General features: G+C 64.3%; 17 protein-coding genes. 12 read left to right on the forward strand and 5 right to left on the reverse strand.

Annotated features, from left to right (window positions below):
- Positions 1 to 110: 110 nt before the first annotated feature.
- Both HS961_RS10760 and HS961_RS10765 read right to left on the reverse strand, forming a co-directional pair.
- A complete protein-coding gene (locus HS961_RS10760; protein WP_182327789.1) occupies positions 111 to 1,106 on the reverse strand; it encodes a FecR family protein in 996 nt (331 codons plus the stop codon).
- A 21-nt stretch (positions 1,107 to 1,127) separates the two neighbouring features.
- Positions 1,128 to 1,604, reverse strand: coding sequence for an RNA polymerase sigma factor (locus tag HS961_RS10765; protein WP_182327791.1), 477 nt, complete (start codon positions 1,602 to 1,604; stop codon positions 1,128 to 1,130).
- A 145-nt stretch (positions 1,605 to 1,749) separates the two neighbouring features.
- Here HS961_RS10765 and HS961_RS10770 point away from each other — a divergent pair, with 145 nt between their 5' ends.
- Positions 1,750 to 1,956 (forward strand): hypothetical protein, encoded by a 207-nt coding sequence (locus tag HS961_RS10770; protein WP_182327793.1) that lies wholly within the window; start codon positions 1,750 to 1,752, stop codon positions 1,954 to 1,956.
- Positions 1,957 to 2,832: 876 nt separating this feature from the next.
- Here the strand turns inward: HS961_RS10770 and HS961_RS10775 are convergent.
- The 3 genes from HS961_RS10775 to HS961_RS10785 all read right to left on the reverse strand — a co-directional run bounded on the left by HS961_RS10775 (position 2,833) and on the right by HS961_RS10785 (position 4,803).
- Complete coding sequence (locus HS961_RS10775) at positions 2,833 to 3,177, reverse strand: hypothetical protein (RefSeq protein ID WP_182327795.1); 345 nt, start codon at positions 3,175 to 3,177, stop codon at positions 2,833 to 2,835.
- Between the two features lie 8 nt (positions 3,178 to 3,185).
- Positions 3,186 to 3,695, reverse strand: a complete 510-nt coding sequence (locus tag HS961_RS10780) for a GNAT family N-acetyltransferase (RefSeq protein WP_182327797.1) — start codon at positions 3,693 to 3,695, stop codon at positions 3,186 to 3,188.
- Positions 3,696 to 3,810: 115 nt separating this feature from the next.
- The gene (locus tag HS961_RS10785) at positions 3,811 to 4,803 is read right to left on the reverse strand and encodes a LysR family transcriptional regulator (RefSeq protein ID WP_182327799.1); all 993 of its coding nucleotides are present in this window, start codon (positions 4,801 to 4,803) and stop codon (positions 3,811 to 3,813) included.
- Positions 4,804 to 4,926: 123 nt separating this feature from the next.
- Here HS961_RS10785 and HS961_RS10790 point away from each other — a divergent pair, with 123 nt between their 5' ends.
- The 11 genes from HS961_RS10790 (at position 4,927) to HS961_RS10840 (ending at position 17,455) form a co-directional block, all read left to right on the forward strand.
- Positions 4,927 to 5,865, forward strand: a complete 939-nt coding sequence (locus HS961_RS10790) for a dihydrodipicolinate synthase family protein (RefSeq protein ID WP_182327801.1) — start codon at positions 4,927 to 4,929, stop codon at positions 5,863 to 5,865.
- A 79-nt stretch (positions 5,866 to 5,944) separates the two neighbouring features.
- Positions 5,945 to 6,919 (forward strand): Bug family tripartite tricarboxylate transporter substrate binding protein, encoded by a 975-nt coding sequence (locus HS961_RS10795; protein WP_182327803.1) that lies wholly within the window; start codon positions 5,945 to 5,947, stop codon positions 6,917 to 6,919.
- Positions 6,909 to 7,607, forward strand: a complete 699-nt coding sequence (locus tag HS961_RS10800; protein ID WP_182327805.1) for an SDR family NAD(P)-dependent oxidoreductase — start codon at positions 6,909 to 6,911, stop codon at positions 7,605 to 7,607. The genes HS961_RS10795 and HS961_RS10800 overlap by 11 nt, the downstream gene beginning before the upstream one ends.
- Before the next feature lie 35 nt (positions 7,608 to 7,642).
- Positions 7,643 to 8,809 (forward strand): mandelate racemase/muconate lactonizing enzyme family protein, encoded by a 1,167-nt coding sequence (locus tag HS961_RS10805; protein ID WP_182328223.1) that lies wholly within the window; start codon positions 7,643 to 7,645, stop codon positions 8,807 to 8,809.
- 449 nt (positions 8,810 to 9,258) lie between these two features.
- Positions 9,259 to 10,482 carry an ABC transporter substrate-binding protein gene (locus HS961_RS10810; protein WP_238347890.1) on the forward strand — a complete coding sequence of 408 codons (1,224 nt, stop codon included), beginning with the start codon at positions 9,259 to 9,261 and terminating at the stop codon, positions 10,480 to 10,482.
- Entirely contained in the window at positions 10,482 to 11,312 is an 831-nt protein-coding gene (locus HS961_RS10815) for an SDR family NAD(P)-dependent oxidoreductase (protein ID WP_182327807.1), read from the forward strand. Before HS961_RS10810 ends, HS961_RS10815 begins: the two co-directional genes overlap by 1 nt.
- Before the next feature lie 52 nt (positions 11,313 to 11,364).
- Positions 11,365 to 12,348: a Bug family tripartite tricarboxylate transporter substrate binding protein gene (locus HS961_RS10820; protein WP_182327809.1), complete on the forward strand. Its 984-nt coding sequence runs from the start codon at positions 11,365 to 11,367 to the stop codon at positions 12,346 to 12,348.
- Positions 12,349 to 12,411: 63 nt separating this feature from the next.
- Positions 12,412 to 13,590 carry an acyl-CoA dehydrogenase family protein gene (locus HS961_RS10825; RefSeq protein WP_182327811.1) on the forward strand — a complete coding sequence of 393 codons (1,179 nt, stop codon included), beginning with the start codon at positions 12,412 to 12,414 and terminating at the stop codon, positions 13,588 to 13,590.
- 3 nt (positions 13,591 to 13,593) lie between these two features.
- Positions 13,594 to 14,745, forward strand: a complete 1,152-nt coding sequence (locus HS961_RS10830) for an acyl-CoA dehydrogenase family protein (RefSeq protein ID WP_182327813.1) — start codon at positions 13,594 to 13,596, stop codon at positions 14,743 to 14,745.
- An 11-nt stretch (positions 14,746 to 14,756) separates the two neighbouring features.
- Positions 14,757 to 16,883: an acetate--CoA ligase family protein gene (locus HS961_RS10835; RefSeq protein ID WP_182327814.1), complete on the forward strand. Its 2,127-nt coding sequence runs from the start codon at positions 14,757 to 14,759 to the stop codon at positions 16,881 to 16,883.
- On the forward strand, positions 16,880 to 17,455 hold the full coding sequence (locus HS961_RS10840; protein WP_182327816.1) for a nuclear transport factor 2 family protein: 576 nt from the start codon (positions 16,880 to 16,882) through the stop codon (positions 17,453 to 17,455). Before HS961_RS10835 ends, HS961_RS10840 begins: the two co-directional genes overlap by 4 nt.
- Positions 17,456 to 17,628 lie beyond the last annotated feature (173 nt).

Here is a 17,628-nt window from a genome sequence, read left to right on the forward strand (position 1 = left end):
CAGCAGAAGACCAACGAAGGGCTTCAACCCTGACAAAATTTCCAAAAAATATTTGTAACGGTGCCAACCGGCCCCAACCGGCGTTAAACAGGCGCTGCGCGAGGGTGCCGTCAGCGCAGCTCCACGCTCACATCACCAGCGCCATTGCGCAGCACGCGCACCGGCAGCATGTCCGGCAGGCCCGTCAAAAAGGCCTGGGGCTGGCGCAATGGGAAGCTCCCCGACAGCCGCAATTGCCGCAGATGCGGATGGCTGCCCAGCCGCAGCGGGCGTGCCAGGTAGTCGTTCCATTGGTCCAGCACCTGGTCCAGCGGCGTGTTGTGGAACACCAGCCAGCCGCTGCGCCAAGCGCCCACGCTGTCGGCAGGCACCTGCAAGCGCGGCCCCAGGCCGCGCTGGTCGGCGGCAATCGCGTCGCCTGCCGTCAGCGTGACGGGAGGCGCTGCGCTCATGTCAACCGAAGTGCCGGGGTGCTCGGCAGGCCACACCGCAACCCGGCCTTCTGCCACGGCCACGCGCATTTGCTGCTCTCGCACGCTGACGCTGAACACGGTGCCCAGCACGCGCACGGCCCCCCATTCGGTGGTCACGCTGAAGGGGCGGTCGGAGTCCGGTGCCACGCGGAAGCGCATTTCACCGCGCAGCAGCTGTACCTCGCGGCGATCGCGGTAGATGGCGATGCGCGTGTGGGTGTTCGGCGCGAGGCTGAGTTCCGAGCCATCAGGCAGGCTGAGGTCGCGCTGCTGCGCATGCGTGGTCTGCAACTCTTGTTCAAAAACTGGCTGCTGCCAGGCCCAGCGGCCACCGCCCCAAAGCACCGCCGTCAAGCCGCCCAGGCCCAGCAGCCCCAAGGTATTGCGCCGCGCGCGCCGTGGGTCCTGGCGCGAAGGGGGCGGCACATTGGCTTGCAGATGGCTGCCATCAGTGCTGGCCCACAGCCGCTCGGCGGTCTCCAGCGCGGCCTGGCATTCGGGCGAACCTGTGCGCCAGTGCGCCGCCAGTTCCTGCTCGGCCGCCAGCGCTGCATCGCTATTGCCCTTGTGGACGCGGCCCACCAGCAGCAAGGCTGCTTCTACGAGTTTGCGAGGGGGTTCAGAAGATGCCATGGTCTTGCCGTGCTTGCGTGCTCAGGCGCACGACGGCGCATACGCTGCGCAATCCAGAATGCCGCGCATGACATGCCTTTCAATATTGGTTTCGGTCATGCCCAGGTACTCGCCGGCTTCCCGGTAGCTGTAGCCGTAGATGCGTACAAGGATGAACACATCGCGGCGTTTGCGCGGCATGGCTTCGAGCCGCTGCAAAAACAGGTTCAGCTGCTCACGGGCCATGGCCGTGCTTTCTGCCGAGGGCGCGCTGGTCGGTGCGACCAGGCTCAGCGCATCCAGCACGCGCTGTTCGGCCAGCCTGCGCGTTGCACCGCTGGCTGCCAGATTGCGCGCCGACTTGTAGAGCAGGGCGCGCGCATCCAGCACCGTTCCACCAGAACGCTGCATCGCATAGATACGGGTATAGGCGCTTTGCACCAAGTCGGCGGCGACGTCGCGGTCACCTGCGCTGCGTGTGAAATACCGCAGCAGTTCTCTGTAGTAGCGCTCGGGCACGGACACACCTCAGCCGGAAGACAAGAAGAGAACTCCTGGCTTGGCTGAGACCGCCAGGGCGGATCTGTTGCTGGGGAGGAGAGAGCCGCGATTGTAACGGCTTCGTAAACGCTTGCTGTCGGAGCAGACTTTCCACTATGGCTGGATGGACGGCTTTGATCCTGGCGTTTTCGCCAAAAGTGCGGCCAGCGGCCACGCCAACATCACTGACACCCACCCGAGCGGAGAGAACACCAGCGTCCTCCCAAATACGGTGACATCATGTATTCCCAGTGAGCGGCTTATCCAGGCTGGCGCAAAGATGAATGCTGCAGTGGCAATCGATAGCGTGAACAGCAAAAACGCAATTTGAAGCCATATTCCTGATTTGACGCGCCATAACAATGTGGCTCCCACTAGCCACGGTGGTGCCAATATCCAAACAACAATAGTCAAAAACTCGGAGGCTGTCATCAACTTAGTGCTGATCGCTTAGATTGGAAATTTTGTTATTTGCCTAGTGCGCTCAGTTCATGTTCTTTTGATCATGTTTTTGTGGCTTTTCGCTGTAGTTGCATCTCGGGCAGTTTTGAATATTAAGAAGCCAATTCACCCATTTGTTGATTGGCTTATTGGCTACGCCATGCCAGACCAAGCTGAGGCGGCATGCTGGGCATCGAAGCATTAGACATGCTGCTACCAAGAGTGAGAGGCTGGCAACCGCTACCCCGATTTCGAAAACTATTTCACTGATGTTCAGTAGATTGGATAGAACGCTTGGTATCAAGAGGCAAGGGGTCAGCGCAACTATTGCCACATTAAAGAATTTTATTTTTCGTTTGTACGGGGTGACAAGTGGTGGAATGATTTCTTTGCTCAATCAAAAATCCTATCTGATGATTTAATAATGCTTTTGTCAATGCCGATTGATAAATTTTGATTTATTTTCCAAGTATTGAGATGGATAACCCAGGCTAGGTTTTAAGCAAGCATCATACATCATGTTCAAGCTTATTTGATTGGCGTTGCTATGGCTTAAGTCGACTGGCAATGTTGCAAAAATAAATATTATTATTTTAAACATATTTTCTTAATATGCATATTTGATCACTGTCAAAAGCAACGTAGGCATGGCAATCACAACGGAGACAGCAAGAAACTGGCGCAGCGTCGACGGAACCCAAAAGTCAGAAGCCTAATGGTGGGTTGCTGCGCGGTCTACAGTGCTTGCAAGCGCTGGGCTGCAGACCTAACCCATGGGACATCCGGCTTTGTCCCGGGGATAAATAACGAGATAGTCGGAGGCAATTTCTGCATCTTCAGTTGTAGACAGCCCCAGAGTGCTTGCGCCGGCCAAGCAGTTTCCTAAAATTTCCTCATGTTCCAGCACATGGACAACCAGATGAGACGCTGTGGGAAGGCCGCCTGTGCACAGAAAAATGAGCATGGCATCAGTGTCGTCTTCATAGTCATAACCGTCCTCAGTGATGTATCCGTTTGATCGTTCACTAAGTCTGTCGACGAGTTGAGTGCGGAGGTCGAGATCAGGGTTCTTCAGAAGCCTGGGGTCAATGCGAAGGAGAAGCGACGACATCGACATCTCTACCGTGTAGCGGCATACACACAACCATTCTTCAACTGCCCCGACGGGGTGATGCGTTCATTCCTCATCACCCCCTCCAACAGCATCCCCGCGCTGGCGCAGGTCGCACGGCTGCCAGCGTTATCTTCATCGGTGCGCGCAAACACTCTCCGCGCTTTCAATTGCGCAAATGCCAAATGCAGAACGGCCGTAACCGCCTCCTTCGCAAATCCATTTTTGTGCGCACCACTGCGCATCCAAAAGCCAATTTCCATGCTGGGAATGTCCCAGCGGATCGTGTGCAGTCCCACGCTGCCGATTAATCGCTGCTCGTGGTCCCACACCAGAAATGCCAGGCCCGTGCCTTGTTCGCGATCACGCATGCTGGCCAGGCAGAAGTCTTCGGAGGCGGATGCGGACGGCTCATACAGCGCCCAGGGGAGCGAGGTGGGCCAGGCGCGCAGGCTGTCCAGGCTTTCTACCACCGCTGCATAAACGGCTTGGCCATCGCCGGGGCCGGCAAGGCGCAAGCTCAGGCGGGGCGTTTGGATGGGGGTGTCGACAATCTCAGGAAACATATGCGCTCGCTATGAATTGCAAAAAGTTTGGCCAGGCGGTTGCGATGGTCCGCGCACGTAGCCTAGCTCACTGATCTGGCACATTGCCGGCACTTCCCACCTGCTGCCCCTGCACCAGCGCCCACAAAGCTTCCGCCGCCGGCGCCATCTCCGACCGCTGTCGGTACAGGCGGATCTCCACCGGCACGTTCCAGCTGTCGTCGCCAGCGGGTACCAGGCTGCCGCTGCGCAACTCTTCGGTGATGAGGCTGTGGGGCAGCCAGGCGACGCCTCGGCCTTCCAGGGCCATGGTTTTGAGTAAGGCAGCGTGGTGGGCGGTAAATACGACGGCGACGCCATGTTCCATGCCGGGCTGGGGGGCGTGCACGGCGTCGCCACCGTCGGCAAACATGCCGCGCATGCGCGATCGCATGATGCGGCCCAGGCCGGAGGCTTCGCTGTAGGCAAGGACCGGGACAGGGCTGTACTGGCCGATGCGGTGCAGCGGCTGGCCGGGTGCATCGGGTGCGGCGGCGCTGACTGGCCGCAGCAGGTCATCGGACAGGCGCAGCACGGGGTACTGGCCTTCGTCCAGGCGGCCGGGCACGGCGGCGTGGCCGTGGCACAGCACAAACTGCACGCGCCGCTGCAGCATCAGGTCTTCGCAGGCGAGTGAGCTGTCGCTCATCGTCTGGATCGGGCCCATGCGCAGCTGCGCTTCCATGCCCACCAGCCAGCGCGGAAAGAAAGTGAGCGACAGCACATGGGTGGCGGCAAAGCGCAGGCTGGCGGCCGCTGTGTCGTGCGCGGCACGGGCCTTGATGCGGGCGGCCTCCAGGTTGGCCAGCACGTTTTGCAGCAGTGGCAGAAAGCGCTGGCCGGCGGGGGTGAGCGCGGCTGGGTGGGCGCTGCGGTCAAACAGCTCCACGCCGACCCAGTCTTCCAGCGAACGGATATGGCGGCTGAAGGCCGGCTGGGCAATCGCGCGGGCCTCGGCTGCGCGCGAGAAGTTGCCGGTATCGGCCAGTGCCATGAAGTCTTCGAGCCACTCCAGATCGAGCGGGCGGTTGCCGGGTCCCATGGGTCTCCTTGGAGCCTGCCTGGCTCGTAGATAGTTGTATGCGTTTCGGGTATTGGACAGCAGGGACCCGGTAGGAAATGATGAACACCGTTGACCACCAGCACCCCTAACGGAGACAAAAACATGCCTGCCATCGCGAATTATCGTGGAATTATTCCTGCCATCTCTTGCCCTTTCACCCCGGACCACCGCATTGACGAACCCGCACTGCGCAAGCTCGCATCCTGGCTAGCCGGCCACGATGGCGTGGTCGCGATCATGACCAATGGCCATACTGGCGAGGTGTTCTCGCTGACGCCAGCCGAGCGCGTTGAGGTGACGCGCATTGTGGCTGACGAGCTCAAGGGCCGCATGCCGGTGATCTCGTCCATCGTTTGCGAAGGCCTGGCCGATGCGGCCGAACATGCCCGCGCTGCGGTGGAAGCCGGTGCCGTGGCGCTGGATGTCATGCCCCCACACCACTGGCTGCGCTTTGGTTTCACCTCCGGCCATGCGCTGCAGTACTTCGATGCCATCCACCAAGCTGCCCCGAATGCTGACTTGGTCTGCCACGTCTACCCGGCTTGGACGCGTGCTTCCTACTCGTCGCAACTGCTGGCCGATCTGGCCAAGTTGCCTTATCTGCAGGCCTTCAAGGTGGGCCAGCGCGACATGAACAAATACGCCCGCGACATCCAGGCGATCCGCGAGGCCGATGCCTCCAAGGCCATCCTGACCTGCCACGACGAGTACCTGCTGGCCTCGATGGTGCAGGGCGTGGACGGCGCGTTAGTGGGCTTTGCGACGTTTATTCCGCAACTCATCATCGACCTGTGGAACGCCGTGAAGGCCGGCGACCTGAAAAAAGCCATGGAGGTGCAGGCCATCATCACCCCGCTCAAGGATGCCGTGTACGGCGGCGGCGAACCCACCGGCGAGGCCCATGCCCGCATGAAGGGTGGCATGTACCTGGCTGGCGTGATTGACGACGCGACGGTGCGCCCACCGACCGAAGCGCCGAATGCGAAGGAAGTGGAGGCACTGCGCGCTGCCGTCAAGCAAGCAGGGCTGCTCAAGCGCTAGGCAAGCGTTGAACTGGGGCAGCGCACTAACAGTTCTCTGCCCCTGGGGTCCCAAAAAAATCGACAGGAGACAAGACACCATGCAACGCCAACAATTCATCCGCACCGCGCTACGCACCGCCATTGGCGCGGCCGCGTTGGCCCTGGCCACCAGCGGCTTTGCGCAAACCTACCCGAACAAGGCGATCCGTGTAGTGATCCCCTTCCCACCAGGCGGCACCCTGGATGTGGTGGGCCGCATGCTGGGGCAAAAGCTGTCCGAGCAGATGGGCCAGCCGGTAGTGATCGAGAACAAGCCCGGCGCCAGCGGCGTGATCGGCGGCGAGACAGTGGCACGGGCCCCCGCCGACGGCTACACCTTGCTGTTCAGCGCGTCCACCCACGTCACAGCGCCGATGACGCTCAAGTCCGTGCCCTATAACGTCACGCAGGATTTTGCGCCGATTGCGCTGGTGGCCAAGGCCCCGCTGTCGGTGGCCATCAACAAGAACCTGCCGGTGACCGATATCAAGTCGCTCATCGCCTACGGCAAGGCCAACCCCGGCAAGATGACCTTTGCGGTGGGCTCCATTGGCTCGGCCGGCCATCTGTCTACCGAGCTGCTCAAGCGCGCGGGTGGGCTGGATTACCTGATCGTTCCGTACAAGGGCACGGCGCCGGCATTCCAGGATCTGATCGGCGGGCAGATCGACGGCTTTATTGACCCGATCCTTGGCTCGCTCCAGTACCACAAGGGCGGCATGCTGCGTGTGGTGGCCGTTACCTCGGCCCAGCGTGTACCCAATTTGCCGGATGTACCCACCGTGGCCGAGACCATTCCAGGCTATGAGTTCTACAGCTGGTATGGCTTGTGGGCACCGGCCAAGACGCCACCTGCACTGGTGCAGCGCCTGAACGCCGAGGTCAACAAGGCCCTGGCCGAGATGGGCCCCAAGCTCAAGGAGCAGGGCCTGCTGACGACCCCCGGCAGCGTGGACGACTTTGCCAAGTTCCAGCGCAGCGAGATGGACCGCGCGCAGAAGATCGTGACCGAAGGCGGCATCCGTGCGGAATGATGCCGGCCATGTGGTCGTGACCGGTGCCAGCAGTGGCATCGGCTGCGCCATTGCCCAGGCGCTGCTGGCGGCGGGCTGGCGCGTCACGGGGCTCGATGTGGCGCAGGCATCCATCGTGCATGGCAGCTTTGCGCATGTGCCGGTGGATCTGGCCGATGGTGCCGCCATTGCCCGCGCTGCTGCCGACCTGCCTGCGGTGGATGCGCTGGTGCATGCCGCTGGCGTGCTGCGCGTGGGCGCGCTGGGCCAGCTTGACCATGACGGCGGCGCGCTGATGTGGCGCCTGCATGTGGATGCCGCTACGCGCCTGGCCGATGCCATCGTGCCCGGCATGGCGCAGCGCGGCCAGGGCCGGGTGGTGTTTATTGGCAGCCGGGTGGCGCAGGGCATGGCAGGGCGCGGCCAGTACGCGGCCACCAAGGCGGCCTTGATTGCACTGGCGCGCAGCTGGGCGGCCGAGGTGGCTGGGCTGGGCGTGACGGTGAATGTCGTCTCGCCCGCAGCCACGGCGACTGGCATGTTGAACGACCCCGCCCGCGCTGGCAGTGCGCCGCGCCTGCCACCCATTGGCCGCTTGATCGAGCCGGCCGAGATTGCCGCCCTGGTGGGCTTTCTTTTGTCTCCGGCGGCTGCCGCCATTACCGGGCAGGACATCGCCATCTGTGGTGGCTCGTCCCTGGCCCGCTGATATTTCATCCACCATTTTCACAACCGATGACCACCATGAAGATCGTCAACATCCTCGAATCCACCCGTCCCATCAAGTCGGACATCCGCAACGCCTACATCGACTTCTCCAAGATGACCTTGAGCCTGGTGGCCGTGGTTACCGATGTGATCCGCGATGGCAAGCCTGTCATTGGCTACGGCTTCAACTCCAACGGCCGCTACGGGCAGGGCGCGCTGATGCGCGACCGCTTTATCCCCCGCGTGCTGGAGGCCGAGCCTGGCAGCCTGCTGGACGAGACCGGCGAAAACCTGGACCCGCACAAAGTCTGGGCGCGCATGATGATCAATGAAAAGCCCGGCGGCCATGGCGAGCGCTCGGTGGCCGTCGGCACCATCGACATGGCTGTCTGGGATGCTACGGCCAAGATCGCCGGCAAGCCCTTGTTCCAGCTGCTGGCCGAACGCTATGGCAATGGCACGCCCAACCCGCGCGTGTTTGTCTATGCCGCCGGTGGCTACTACTACCCCGGCAAGGGCCTGGATGGTTTGAAGAAGGAAATGGAAAGCTACTTGGCGCGTGGATACTCGGTGGTCAAGATGAAGATTGGCGGCGCCACCCTGGCCGAGGACTGCGAGCGCATTGAATCGGTGCTGAAAATCCTGGGCCCTGGCCAGCAATTGGCGGTGGATGCCAATGGCCGCTTTGACCTGCAGACCGCCATCGACTATGGCAAGGCGCTGTCGCAGTACCCGCTGTTCTGGTACGAAGAGGCCGGTGACCCGCTGGACTATGAACTGCAGGCCAAGCTCGGCGAGGTCTACAAGGGCCCCATGGCCACGGGAGAGAACCTGTTCTCCATGCAGGATGCCCGCAACCTGATCCGCCACGGCGGCATGCACAAGGACCGCGACTGGCTGCAGTTTGACTGCGCGCTGAGCTACGGCCTGGTGGAATACCTGCGCACCTTGGACATGCTCAAGGAATACGGCTGGTCCCCCAGCCGCTGCATTCCCCACGGCGGCCACCAGATGTCGCTGGCCATCGCTGCCGGCCTGGGCCTGGGTGGCAACGAGAGCTACCCGGACCTGTTCCAGCCCTATGGCGGCTTCCCCGATGGCGTAAAGGTCGACAACGGCTATGTCACCCTGCCAGCGCTGCCGGGCATTGGCTTTGAAGGCAAGTCCGATCTGATCGCGGAGATGCGAGCCCTGGCGTCTTGATTGCGTCCTGCCACAAGCGCTAAGTAATGGGGCGCTTGCGGCAATTATTTTGAGAATCGGCAAGCCGTCGCGCCAGGCGATGCTTGCCACTGCCTCCCCCAACGGCGCCTAATAAGCGCGTTTGCGCCTCTGCTTGTCCAAAGCCGAGGCGTTTTCTTTTTGGCCCATGCCTGCTTGGGCATGCGCAATGGACGTCTGGAGCAGGGCGCCTTCTGCAGTTGCTCAGGCCTTTGACGCCAGCCAGCACCGCCTGTGCATCGGCCTCCCAAGCCCCATCCACCAGGGGCAAAAACACACAGCTCCCAGCGACCAAGGGTTAGCACTGAAAGCTATTCAGGCTTTTGTTTGTACTATTTACCTGTCGGCAGGTATGTAATCCAACACCAAGATCTGGACGACCGGCCAAAGACAGGGTTCATCGCAAAAAAAGAGCTGATCAAGGAGACAACGTGAAATCTTTTCGCCCGCATGCATTGCTTTTGTCGTTATTGGCGGCCATGGCCGCACCGTCCGCTTCCTGGGCCCAGGTCAGTGATGACGTGGTCCGCATCGGTGTGATGGGGGACCAGACGGGCCCTTACTCGGGCAACGGCGGTCCCGGCCATGCGCTGGCCGTCAAGATGGCGGTCGAGGACTTTGGTGGCAAGGTGCTGGGCAAGCCCATCGAGGTGGTGGTAGCGGATGACCAGAACAAGCCCGACATCGGCTTGAGCATCACCCGCCGCTGGCTGGATGTGGAGAAGTTCGACACGATCGTCGGCAACTCCGCCTCGTCGATCGCGCTGACGGTGGCCCAGCTGATGAAGGAGCGCAGCAAGCCCTACCTGATCGCAGGCACCACAACGGCCGACCTGACCAACAAGGCCTGCTCGCCGATGAATTTCAACTTTGTCGCCGACTCCTACGCCATGCCCAAGGCAGGGGTGAAGGCGCTGATGAAGCAGGGCGTCAAGAGCTTCTACTTCATCGCGGTGGACTATGCCTTTGGCCAGGCCTACCTGGACGAGGCCACGCGCTTTATCAAAGAGGGCGGCGGCAAGGTGACCGGGGTCACGCGCCATCCGCTGGGTACGGCCGATTTCTCGTCGTACCTGCTGCAGGCGCAGGCCAGCGGTGCCGAGGCGATTGTCATCATCAACGCCGGGCTGGACCTGTCCAACGCCCTCAAGCAAGCGGCCGAGTACCGCATTGCGCGGGGTGGGCAGAAGGTCGCCGTGTTTGGCATGACGATCAACAGCGTCTCCGCCATGGGCCTGGATGTGGCCCAGGGCCTGCAGCTGGCGCTGCCCTTCTACTGGGACCAAAACGACGAGACCCGGGCCTGGTCCAAGCGCTTCATGGCGCGCTACAGCAATGGTGCACCCACTTACCTGATGGCCGGTGCTTACAGCGCCACCATGCACTACCTGCAGGCGGTGCAGGCCGCTGGCACCGACGAGGGCAAGGCCGTGGCGGCCAAGATCCGCGATCTGCCGGTCAACGACTTCTTCTCCAAGCAGGTCAAGGTGCGGGCCGATGGCCAGGTGCTGCGCCCGCTCTATGCGGTGCAGGTCAAGACGCCGGCAGAGTCCAAGGCCAAGTTCGACTACTACAAGATCATTGGCACCATCGCGCCTGAAGACGCCTGGCGCCCGGCCTCCGAAAGCGTCTGCGACCTGCTCAAGGGGCAGTGATGGGCGGCATTCTCGTCACCGGTGCCGCACGCGGCATTGGCCGCGCCATTGCGCTGCGCCTGGCCCAAGACGCCCAGGACCAGGGCGGTAGGGCGCAGCTGACCCTGCTGGACCAGCATGCCGCCGAGCTGGATGTGCTGGCCGCTGAGCTGCAAGACTTGGGCGCCCAGGTCCAGGTGCTGGCGGGTGATCTGTCGGGGCTGGACTTTGCCGCCCAGGCGGTGGCCGCTGCCGTGCAGCACTGGGGCGGGCTCGATGGCCTGGTCAGCAATGCGGGCGCGGCCTTTCCCGGCGCCTTGAGCGATTACCCGGTGGCCGACTGGGACCGGACCTTTGCGCTCAATGCGCGGGCGCCCTTGCTGCTGGCCCAGGCGGCCCTGGCACCGCTGCGCGCCAGTGGCGGCAGCATCGTGGTCATCACCTCGGTATCGGCCAGCCATGCCACGCCGCCGCTGGGCGCCTACAGCGCCAGCAAGGCAGCCGCGCTGATGCTGGTGCGCCAGTTGGCGACCGAGTGGGGGCCGCTGGGTGTGCGCATCAATGCGCTCTCGCCCGGCTTGATCGCCACGCCCGGTACCGCGCTGGCCTATGCCGATCCGGCCGCCAAGGCCCACCGCGAGCAGCGCGTGCCGCTGCGCCGCATTGGTGAGCCGGGTGATATAGCGGGCGCCGTCAGCTTTTTGCTGAGCGATGCGGCCGCCTACATCAACGGCGCTGAGCTGGTGGTGGATGGCGGACTGGCGCACACCATGATGGCCTCGCTGCCCCAACAGGCCTGGCAGGACCAGGCGGCGCAGCGCCGCTTGCCCCAGGCCACTGCCGCAGGCTAGGCCGCAACGGGCCAGCCCCTAGCAACAACGTATTTTGTGATGGAGACCTGCCGTGTCTATCTCTCAAAAATTCAAGCGGGCCGCCAGCTGGGGCGTGCTCATCGGCGCCTGGGCCGGGGCCGTGGTGCAGGCGGCGGAGTTCCCTGACAAGCAGGTCACCATCGTCGTGCCCTATGCGGCCGGCGGTTTTACCGACCAGGTGGCCCGCGCCATTGCACCGGTGCTGGCCGAGAAATGGGGCAAGCCCGTGGTGATCGACAACCGCCCCGGCGGCGGCACCACCATTGGAACCGCCTTGGTTGCCCGGGCCCCCGCCGATGGCCACACCCTGCTGCTGAGCAGCCTGGGCTACTTGACCAACCCGCTGATGATGCCCCGCCTGCCCTATGACCCGCAGGACCTCAAGCCGCTGATGATGGTGTCCGAGTCGCCCAGCGTGCTCTATGTCGGCAAGCAAGTGCCCGCCAACAACCTGGCCGAGTTCGCCAGCTATATGCGCGCCAACGATGGCAAGGTGGCCTTTGCCTCGTCGGGCGTGGGCTCCAGCCCGCATATCTGTGCCGAGATGCTGGCCTCGGCCGTTGGCGCGCACATTATCCACGCGCCGTACCGGGGCAATGCCCCGGCCTTGAATGCCTTGATGGGCGGCGAGGTGGCGGCCTTGCTGGATGCGCCCAGCTCGGTCAGCTATGTACAGGCCGGCCGCATGAAGGTGCTGGGCGTTGCCAGTGACAAACCCGTGCGCAGCGCACTGCCGCTGACCCCGTTCTCCCAGTCTTCCGCGCCCGAGCTCAAGCCCTATAGCTGCAGCAGCTTCTTTGGCTTCTTCATGCCGGCCAAGGTGCCCGCCGCACTGCAGCAGCGCATCTACCGCGATCTGCGCGCGGTGGTGGAAGTGCCCAGCGTGGCCGATGGCGTCACCCGCCCCGGCGGCGAGCTGCATCTGCTGGGCCCCGAAGACTTCACGGCCTACCTGGATGCACAGCGCCCGCGCTGGGCCGCCGTGATCCGAGAAAAGCACATTACCCAGGAATGAGGGCAGAGGGCGACCAGCCCTTGCCCGCCCTTTGTCGTTTGATTTGACCTTGAACCCGGAAACATGACAGCAACCACCGATCCCTATGCCGACTTTCGACAAACCCTGCGCGACTTTGCGCAGCAGCACTGCCCGCCCGCGCTGAAAGCCAAGGTCCGCGCCAACGAGAAGCTGGGCCGCGCCGAGATGAGCGAGTGGGCCAAGATCCTGCAGCGCAAGGGCTGGAGCGCCCCCAACTGGCCGATCGAGTGGGGCGGCACCGGCTGGGACATGCAGCAGCGCTACCTGTTTGAAGAAGTGATGGCGCAGGAAGACTGCCCGCCGCTCTACCACCATGGCATCGGCCATATCGGCCCGGTGATCATGCACTTTGGCACGCCCGCGCAAAAGGAGCGCTACCTGCCGCGCATTGTGGACGGCAGCGAATGGTGGTGCCAGGGCTACTCCGAGCCCGGCGCCGGCTCCGACCTGGCCTCGCTGCGCACGGCAGCGGTGCGCGATGGCGACGACTATGTCATCAACGGCCAGAAGATCTGGACCTCCCATGCGCAGGAGGCGGACATGATGTACACCCTCGTGCGCACCTCCAAAGAGGGCAAGAAGCAGGCCGGCATCTCCCTGCTGTTGGTGCCGATGGATGCGCCCGGCATCGAGGTGCGCCCCATCCCGACGATTGACCACTGGCACCATGTCAACGAGGTGTTCTTGCGCGATGTGCGCGTGCCCGTTGCCAACCTGATTGGCGAGGAGGGTGGCGGCTGGGCCTGCGCCAAGTTCCTGCTTGACCGTGAGCGCCTGTCGCCCGCCACCGTGCCGCGCCTGGTGCGCCTGCTGGAGCAGATCGAGCAGCCGCTGCGCGAGCGCGGCCGTACGCAACAAGGCGCCAGCCAGCACATGCTGCTGGAGCGCTTGTTCCTGGCGCAGGCGGCCGTGGCTGGCGCCAAGGAGATGCTGATCAGCGCCATCGACGAAGAGATGCAGGGCACCCTGGCCTCGTCCAAATCCTCGGCGCTCAAGCTGTTCTGCTCCGACCTGGCCCAGCAGATCATCGGCATCGCCTTTGACATGAGCCCCGACTACGCGGCGCGCCTGATTCCGAGCCTGCCCGAGGACAGCCCCGCCGATGTGGAGCTCAAGCGCGAGCTGATCCACACCTACCTTTTCTACCGCTCACGCACCCTGGCCGGTGGTACCAGCGAAGTACAAAAAAACGTGATTGCACGCGATATCTTTGGAGCCTGACCCATGCCTTTTCAAGCCTCTCCCATGTTTCCGGGCGACCTGTACGACACGACGATGCGGGTGGCAGCCGATGCCGCGGCGGTCAATGCCACGCTGACCGAGGCCCAGCCCTCCGACCAAGCCAGTGACAGCTGGCAGCAGTTTCTGGAGCTCGGCTGGCAAGCCGTGCTGGTGCCCGAGGCCAGTGGCGGCGCGGGCTCCTCCTTTGTCGATGTGGCCTCCATCGCAGAGGCCGCTGGCCGTTATGGCCTGACTACGCCGCTGGTTGCACGCTGCGCCGTGGTGCCCGCGGTGCTGGGCGCCATCCCCGGCCGCGACGATGTGGCCCAGATGCTGGGGCTGCTAGCGGCCGGCGAAGTCTCCATCGCCCCGGTGTTTGCGCATGACGGCAGCTGCAGCCTGACGGCGATGGTGGATGCCGAAGGCGTGCAACTGCAGGGCAGCCTGCGCGGCATCGACCTGAGCGAGCCGGCCAGCCATCTGCTCTTCCTGGCCCGCAGCGCGGCCGGCGAAGCCTTGCTGCTGCTGGCCAGCCGCGATCAGCTGGGCGGCAGCCTGCAAAGCTGGGCTGGCCATGATGGCCGGCTGACCGCCGACCTGGCCCTGAAGGCCACACGCCTGCCCGCCAGTGCCGTGCTGCAACGGGGCCGGGCGGCCGTTGCCGCTGCTGAGCGCGCCAATACCGTGGGCGCGCTGGTTTGCTGCGCGCAGATCGTCGGCGCCATTGGCGCGATGGTGGAGCAGACCATCGAGTACCTGAACACGCGTCAGCAGTTTGGCGTGCAGCTCTCCACCTTCCAGGCGCTGCGCCACCGCACGGTGGACATGTATGTGGCCTATGAAAGCGTGCGCGGCATGGTGCGCGAGCGCGTCGTGGCCTTTGATCTGGGGGATGGCGATGCGCATGCAGTGGCACTGCTCAAGCACTACCTGTCGATCGCGGCCCGCCAGGTGGGCGAGTCGGCCATCCAGCTGCATGGCGGCATTGGCATGTCGCGCGAGCTGCCTGCAGCGCGCCTGGCCATGCATGCGATTGGCTGCAGCCTGCAGTGGGGCGACCGCTACGAGCAGCTCGACAGCCTGGCAGCCGACATGGCCGCCGATATAGCGGCTGAAGTGGCTGCTGAATCGGCACCCACCGCCGCCCGCGCCTGAGAGGACCCGCCATGAGCCACGCATCTTCGTCCCTCGACGCCTTGTTCCACCCCCGTTCGGTGGCGCTGGTGGGCGCCTCGTCCGATCCCGAGCGCATTGGCGGCCGCCCGCTGCGCTTCATGCTCGAAGCCGGCTTTGCCGCGCCCATCTACCCGGTCAACCGCAGCGGTGCGCTGATCCAGGGCCTGCAGTCCTACCAAAAGGTGTCGGATATCCCTTTCCCGGTCGACCAGGCCATCATCTGCGTGCCGGTGGCCGGGGTGGAAGAGGCCGTGCGCGATGCCATTGCCAAGGGCGTCAAGGCCATCCAGGTGATGACGGCCGGCTTTGCCGAAATTGATGCGGCCGGCCGCGCGCTGCAGGACCGCATTGTCGGCCTGTGCCGCGCTGCAGGTGTGCGCATGCTGGGCCCCAACTCGCTGGGCCTGCTCAATGTTCCGGCGCGCTTTTTCTCGACCTTCTCCACCTTTCTCAACGGCGCCCAGCCCCAGCCAGGCTCCATCTCGCTGGCTACGCAGAGCGGGGCCTTTGGCTCGGCCGCCTATGGCCTGGCCACCTTGCGCGGACTGGGTTTCAGCAAGATCATCGCCACCGGCAATGAGGCCGATGTCGATGTGGCCGAAAGCATCGACTACCTGGCCGACGACCCGGACACGCGCATCATCTGCGCGGCGGTCGAATCCTGCCGCGATGGCAACCGGCTGCGCCGCGCCTTGCTCAAGGCGGCCCGCGCCGGCAAGCCGGTGCTGATCATGAAGGTAGGGCGCACCGAGCTGGGTGCCGCTGCTGCCTCCACCCACACCGGCTCGCTGGCCGGCAATGACAAGGTCTACGACACGGTGTTCCGCGAATGCGGCGCCCTGCGGCCCGAGTCCATCGAGGAGATGCTGGACATCGCCTACCTCTACACCGTCAGCGGCGTGCTGCCGGCCAATGACGAGTTGGGTGTCTTCACCGGCTCGGGTGGCATCGGTGTGCTGATGGCCGACGAGGCGGGCGCGCAGGGCATGGAGCTGCCACCCTTGCCCGCCACCGCGCGGGAGGCCACCTTGGCGCTGCTGCCCTTTGCGGTGGCCGCCAACCCGTTGGACATGACGGCCCAGGTCACCTCGGTGGCCAGTGGCACCTCGCGCACGCTGGGTGTGATGCTGGAGCACACGCGCTACGGCGCAGTGTTGGGCTACCTGGCCCATGTGGGCCTGTCGCCCGAGCGCTTTGCCAGCACCCAGCAAGAGATTGCGGAACTGGCCGCGCAGCACCGCGAGCGCCTCACCATTCTGGTGATGCTGGCCTTGCCCCAGGTGCGCAGCGCGCTGGAGAAGCAGGGCGTAGCCGTGTTTGAGGACCCGACCCGCGCCGTGCGCGCCGTTGCGGGCCTGGCCAAGATCCGCCAGCGCTGGCAGGCGCTGTACCAGCTGCCAGGCAGCGCGCAGCCTGCCGCGCCCGCCTTGGCGCTGGACGATGTGCATACCGAAAGCGGCGCCAAGCGTGCGCTGGCGGCCGCCGGCCTGCCGGTGCCGCCCGAGCACCTGTGCAGCAGTGCCGCGCAGGCTGCCGCTGCCGCAGCGCAGGTAGGCTTCCCGGTCGTGGCCAAGATTGTCTCGCCCGACATCGCGCACAAGACCGAGGTCGGCGGCGTCATGCTCAACCTGCAAGATGCCACTGCCGTCGACCGCGCCTTTGGCACCTTGATGGACCGCGCCCGTACCGCGCGGCCCGATGCCCGCCTGGAGGGCGTGTTGATTGCCCCGATGCTGCGTGGCGGCGTGGAGGTGATCCTGGGCCTGCACCGCGACCCGACCTTTGGCCAGATGGTGATGTATGGCAGCGGCGGCACGGCGGTGGAGCTGTTCCAGGATGTGGCGCTGGCATCGGCACCGCTCACAGCAGCCCGCGCCCAGGCGCTGGTCGATGCCGTGCGCTCCAGCCAGCTACTGCGCGGTTGGCGCGGCGGCCCACAGTATGACGAGGCTGCGCTGGTGCAGGCGCTGTGCCGGCTGTCGGAGTTTGCGATGCAGCATGCCGACCGGGTGCAGAGCGTGGACATCAACCCGCTGATGGTGCGCACCCAGGGCGCCATGTGCCTGGATGCGGTGATCGAGCTGCGCGCGCAGACGCAGCAGGAGGCACAGCCATGAGCAGCGAAGCCAGGCTGGCCCAGCTGGAGGCGCGGCTCCAGGCACTGAGCGACCGCGAGGCGATCCGCGAAGCCCTCTATTCGTACTGCCGTGGCATTGACCGGGGCGACGAAGCGGCCCTGCGTGCTGCCTACTGGCCCGATGCCACCGACCGCCATGGCGCCTACCAAGGCAGTGCGGAAGGCTTTATCCAGGCAGCGCTGCCCCAGCTGGCCAAGGGGCGCTACATCCACAACATTGCCAACCTGTCCATCCACCTGAACGGCGATGCCGCCGCAGTGGAGGCGTATTTCTTGGCTTACCAAACCGACACCGATGCCGCTGGCGCGCCGCGCGCCACCTTCTTGTGCGGCCGCTATGTGGATCTGTTCACCTGCCGCGCCACGGCTACGGCTGCGCGCGAATGGCGGGTGGCCAAGCGCGTGGTGGTTTATGACTGGCAGGACATCTGGGCCGCGCCCACGCAGGACGAAGCCACGCGCTTTGGCCGGCGGCTGCCTATTGGCGCCAGGGCGCCTGACGACCCCTGGTACGCGTTGATGCGCGAGGTGGCCATGCCCGCTAGCCCGTAGCCGCGCCGCCAACCGCGCTCCATCTGGCGGATCGCGTCCGCCCCCTCTGCCCCTGCATCTGACTGCAGGGACTCCCTTTCTCACTGCGCCGTTTAGCACGGTGGGGATCTGCTCGGTCTAAAAAAACAGCAAAGCGTTTTCACCGTGGTCGTGCATGGGGCCAGGCCCGACCA

This window comes from Comamonas piscis, from assembly GCF_014109725.1.
Classification (GTDB): domain Bacteria; phylum Pseudomonadota; class Gammaproteobacteria; order Burkholderiales; family Burkholderiaceae_C; genus Comamonas; species Comamonas piscis.

Excerpts from the sequence above, each read along its gene's own strand:
- HS961_RS10760 (WP_182327789.1), bottom strand. The coding sequence starts at position 1,106 with ATGGCATCTTCTGAACCCCCTCGCAAACTCGTAGAAGCAGCCTTGCTG.
- HS961_RS10770 (WP_182327793.1), top strand. The coding sequence starts at position 1,750 with ATGGACGGCTTTGATCCTGGCGTTTTCGCCAAAAGTGCGGCCAGCGGC.
- HS961_RS10775 (WP_182327795.1), bottom strand. The coding sequence starts at position 3,177 with ATGTCGTCGCTTCTCCTTCGCATTGACCCCAGGCTTCTGAAGAACCCT.
- HS961_RS10785 (WP_182327799.1), bottom strand. The coding sequence starts at position 4,803 with ATGGGACCCGGCAACCGCCCGCTCGATCTGGAGTGGCTCGAAGACTTC.
- HS961_RS10790 (WP_182327801.1), top strand. The coding sequence starts at position 4,927 with ATGCCTGCCATCGCGAATTATCGTGGAATTATTCCTGCCATCTCTTGC.
- HS961_RS10795 (WP_182327803.1), top strand. The coding sequence starts at position 5,945 with ATGCAACGCCAACAATTCATCCGCACCGCGCTACGCACCGCCATTGGC.
- HS961_RS10805 (WP_182328223.1), top strand. The coding sequence starts at position 7,643 with ATGAAGATCGTCAACATCCTCGAATCCACCCGTCCCATCAAGTCGGAC.
- HS961_RS10815 (WP_182327807.1), top strand. The coding sequence starts at position 10,482 with ATGGGCGGCATTCTCGTCACCGGTGCCGCACGCGGCATTGGCCGCGCC.
- HS961_RS10825 (WP_182327811.1), top strand. The coding sequence starts at position 12,412 with ATGACAGCAACCACCGATCCCTATGCCGACTTTCGACAAACCCTGCGC.
- HS961_RS10830 (WP_182327813.1), top strand. The coding sequence starts at position 13,594 with ATGCCTTTTCAAGCCTCTCCCATGTTTCCGGGCGACCTGTACGACACG.
- HS961_RS10835 (WP_182327814.1), top strand. The coding sequence starts at position 14,757 with ATGAGCCACGCATCTTCGTCCCTCGACGCCTTGTTCCACCCCCGTTCG.
- HS961_RS10840 (WP_182327816.1), top strand. The coding sequence starts at position 16,880 with ATGAGCAGCGAAGCCAGGCTGGCCCAGCTGGAGGCGCGGCTCCAGGCA.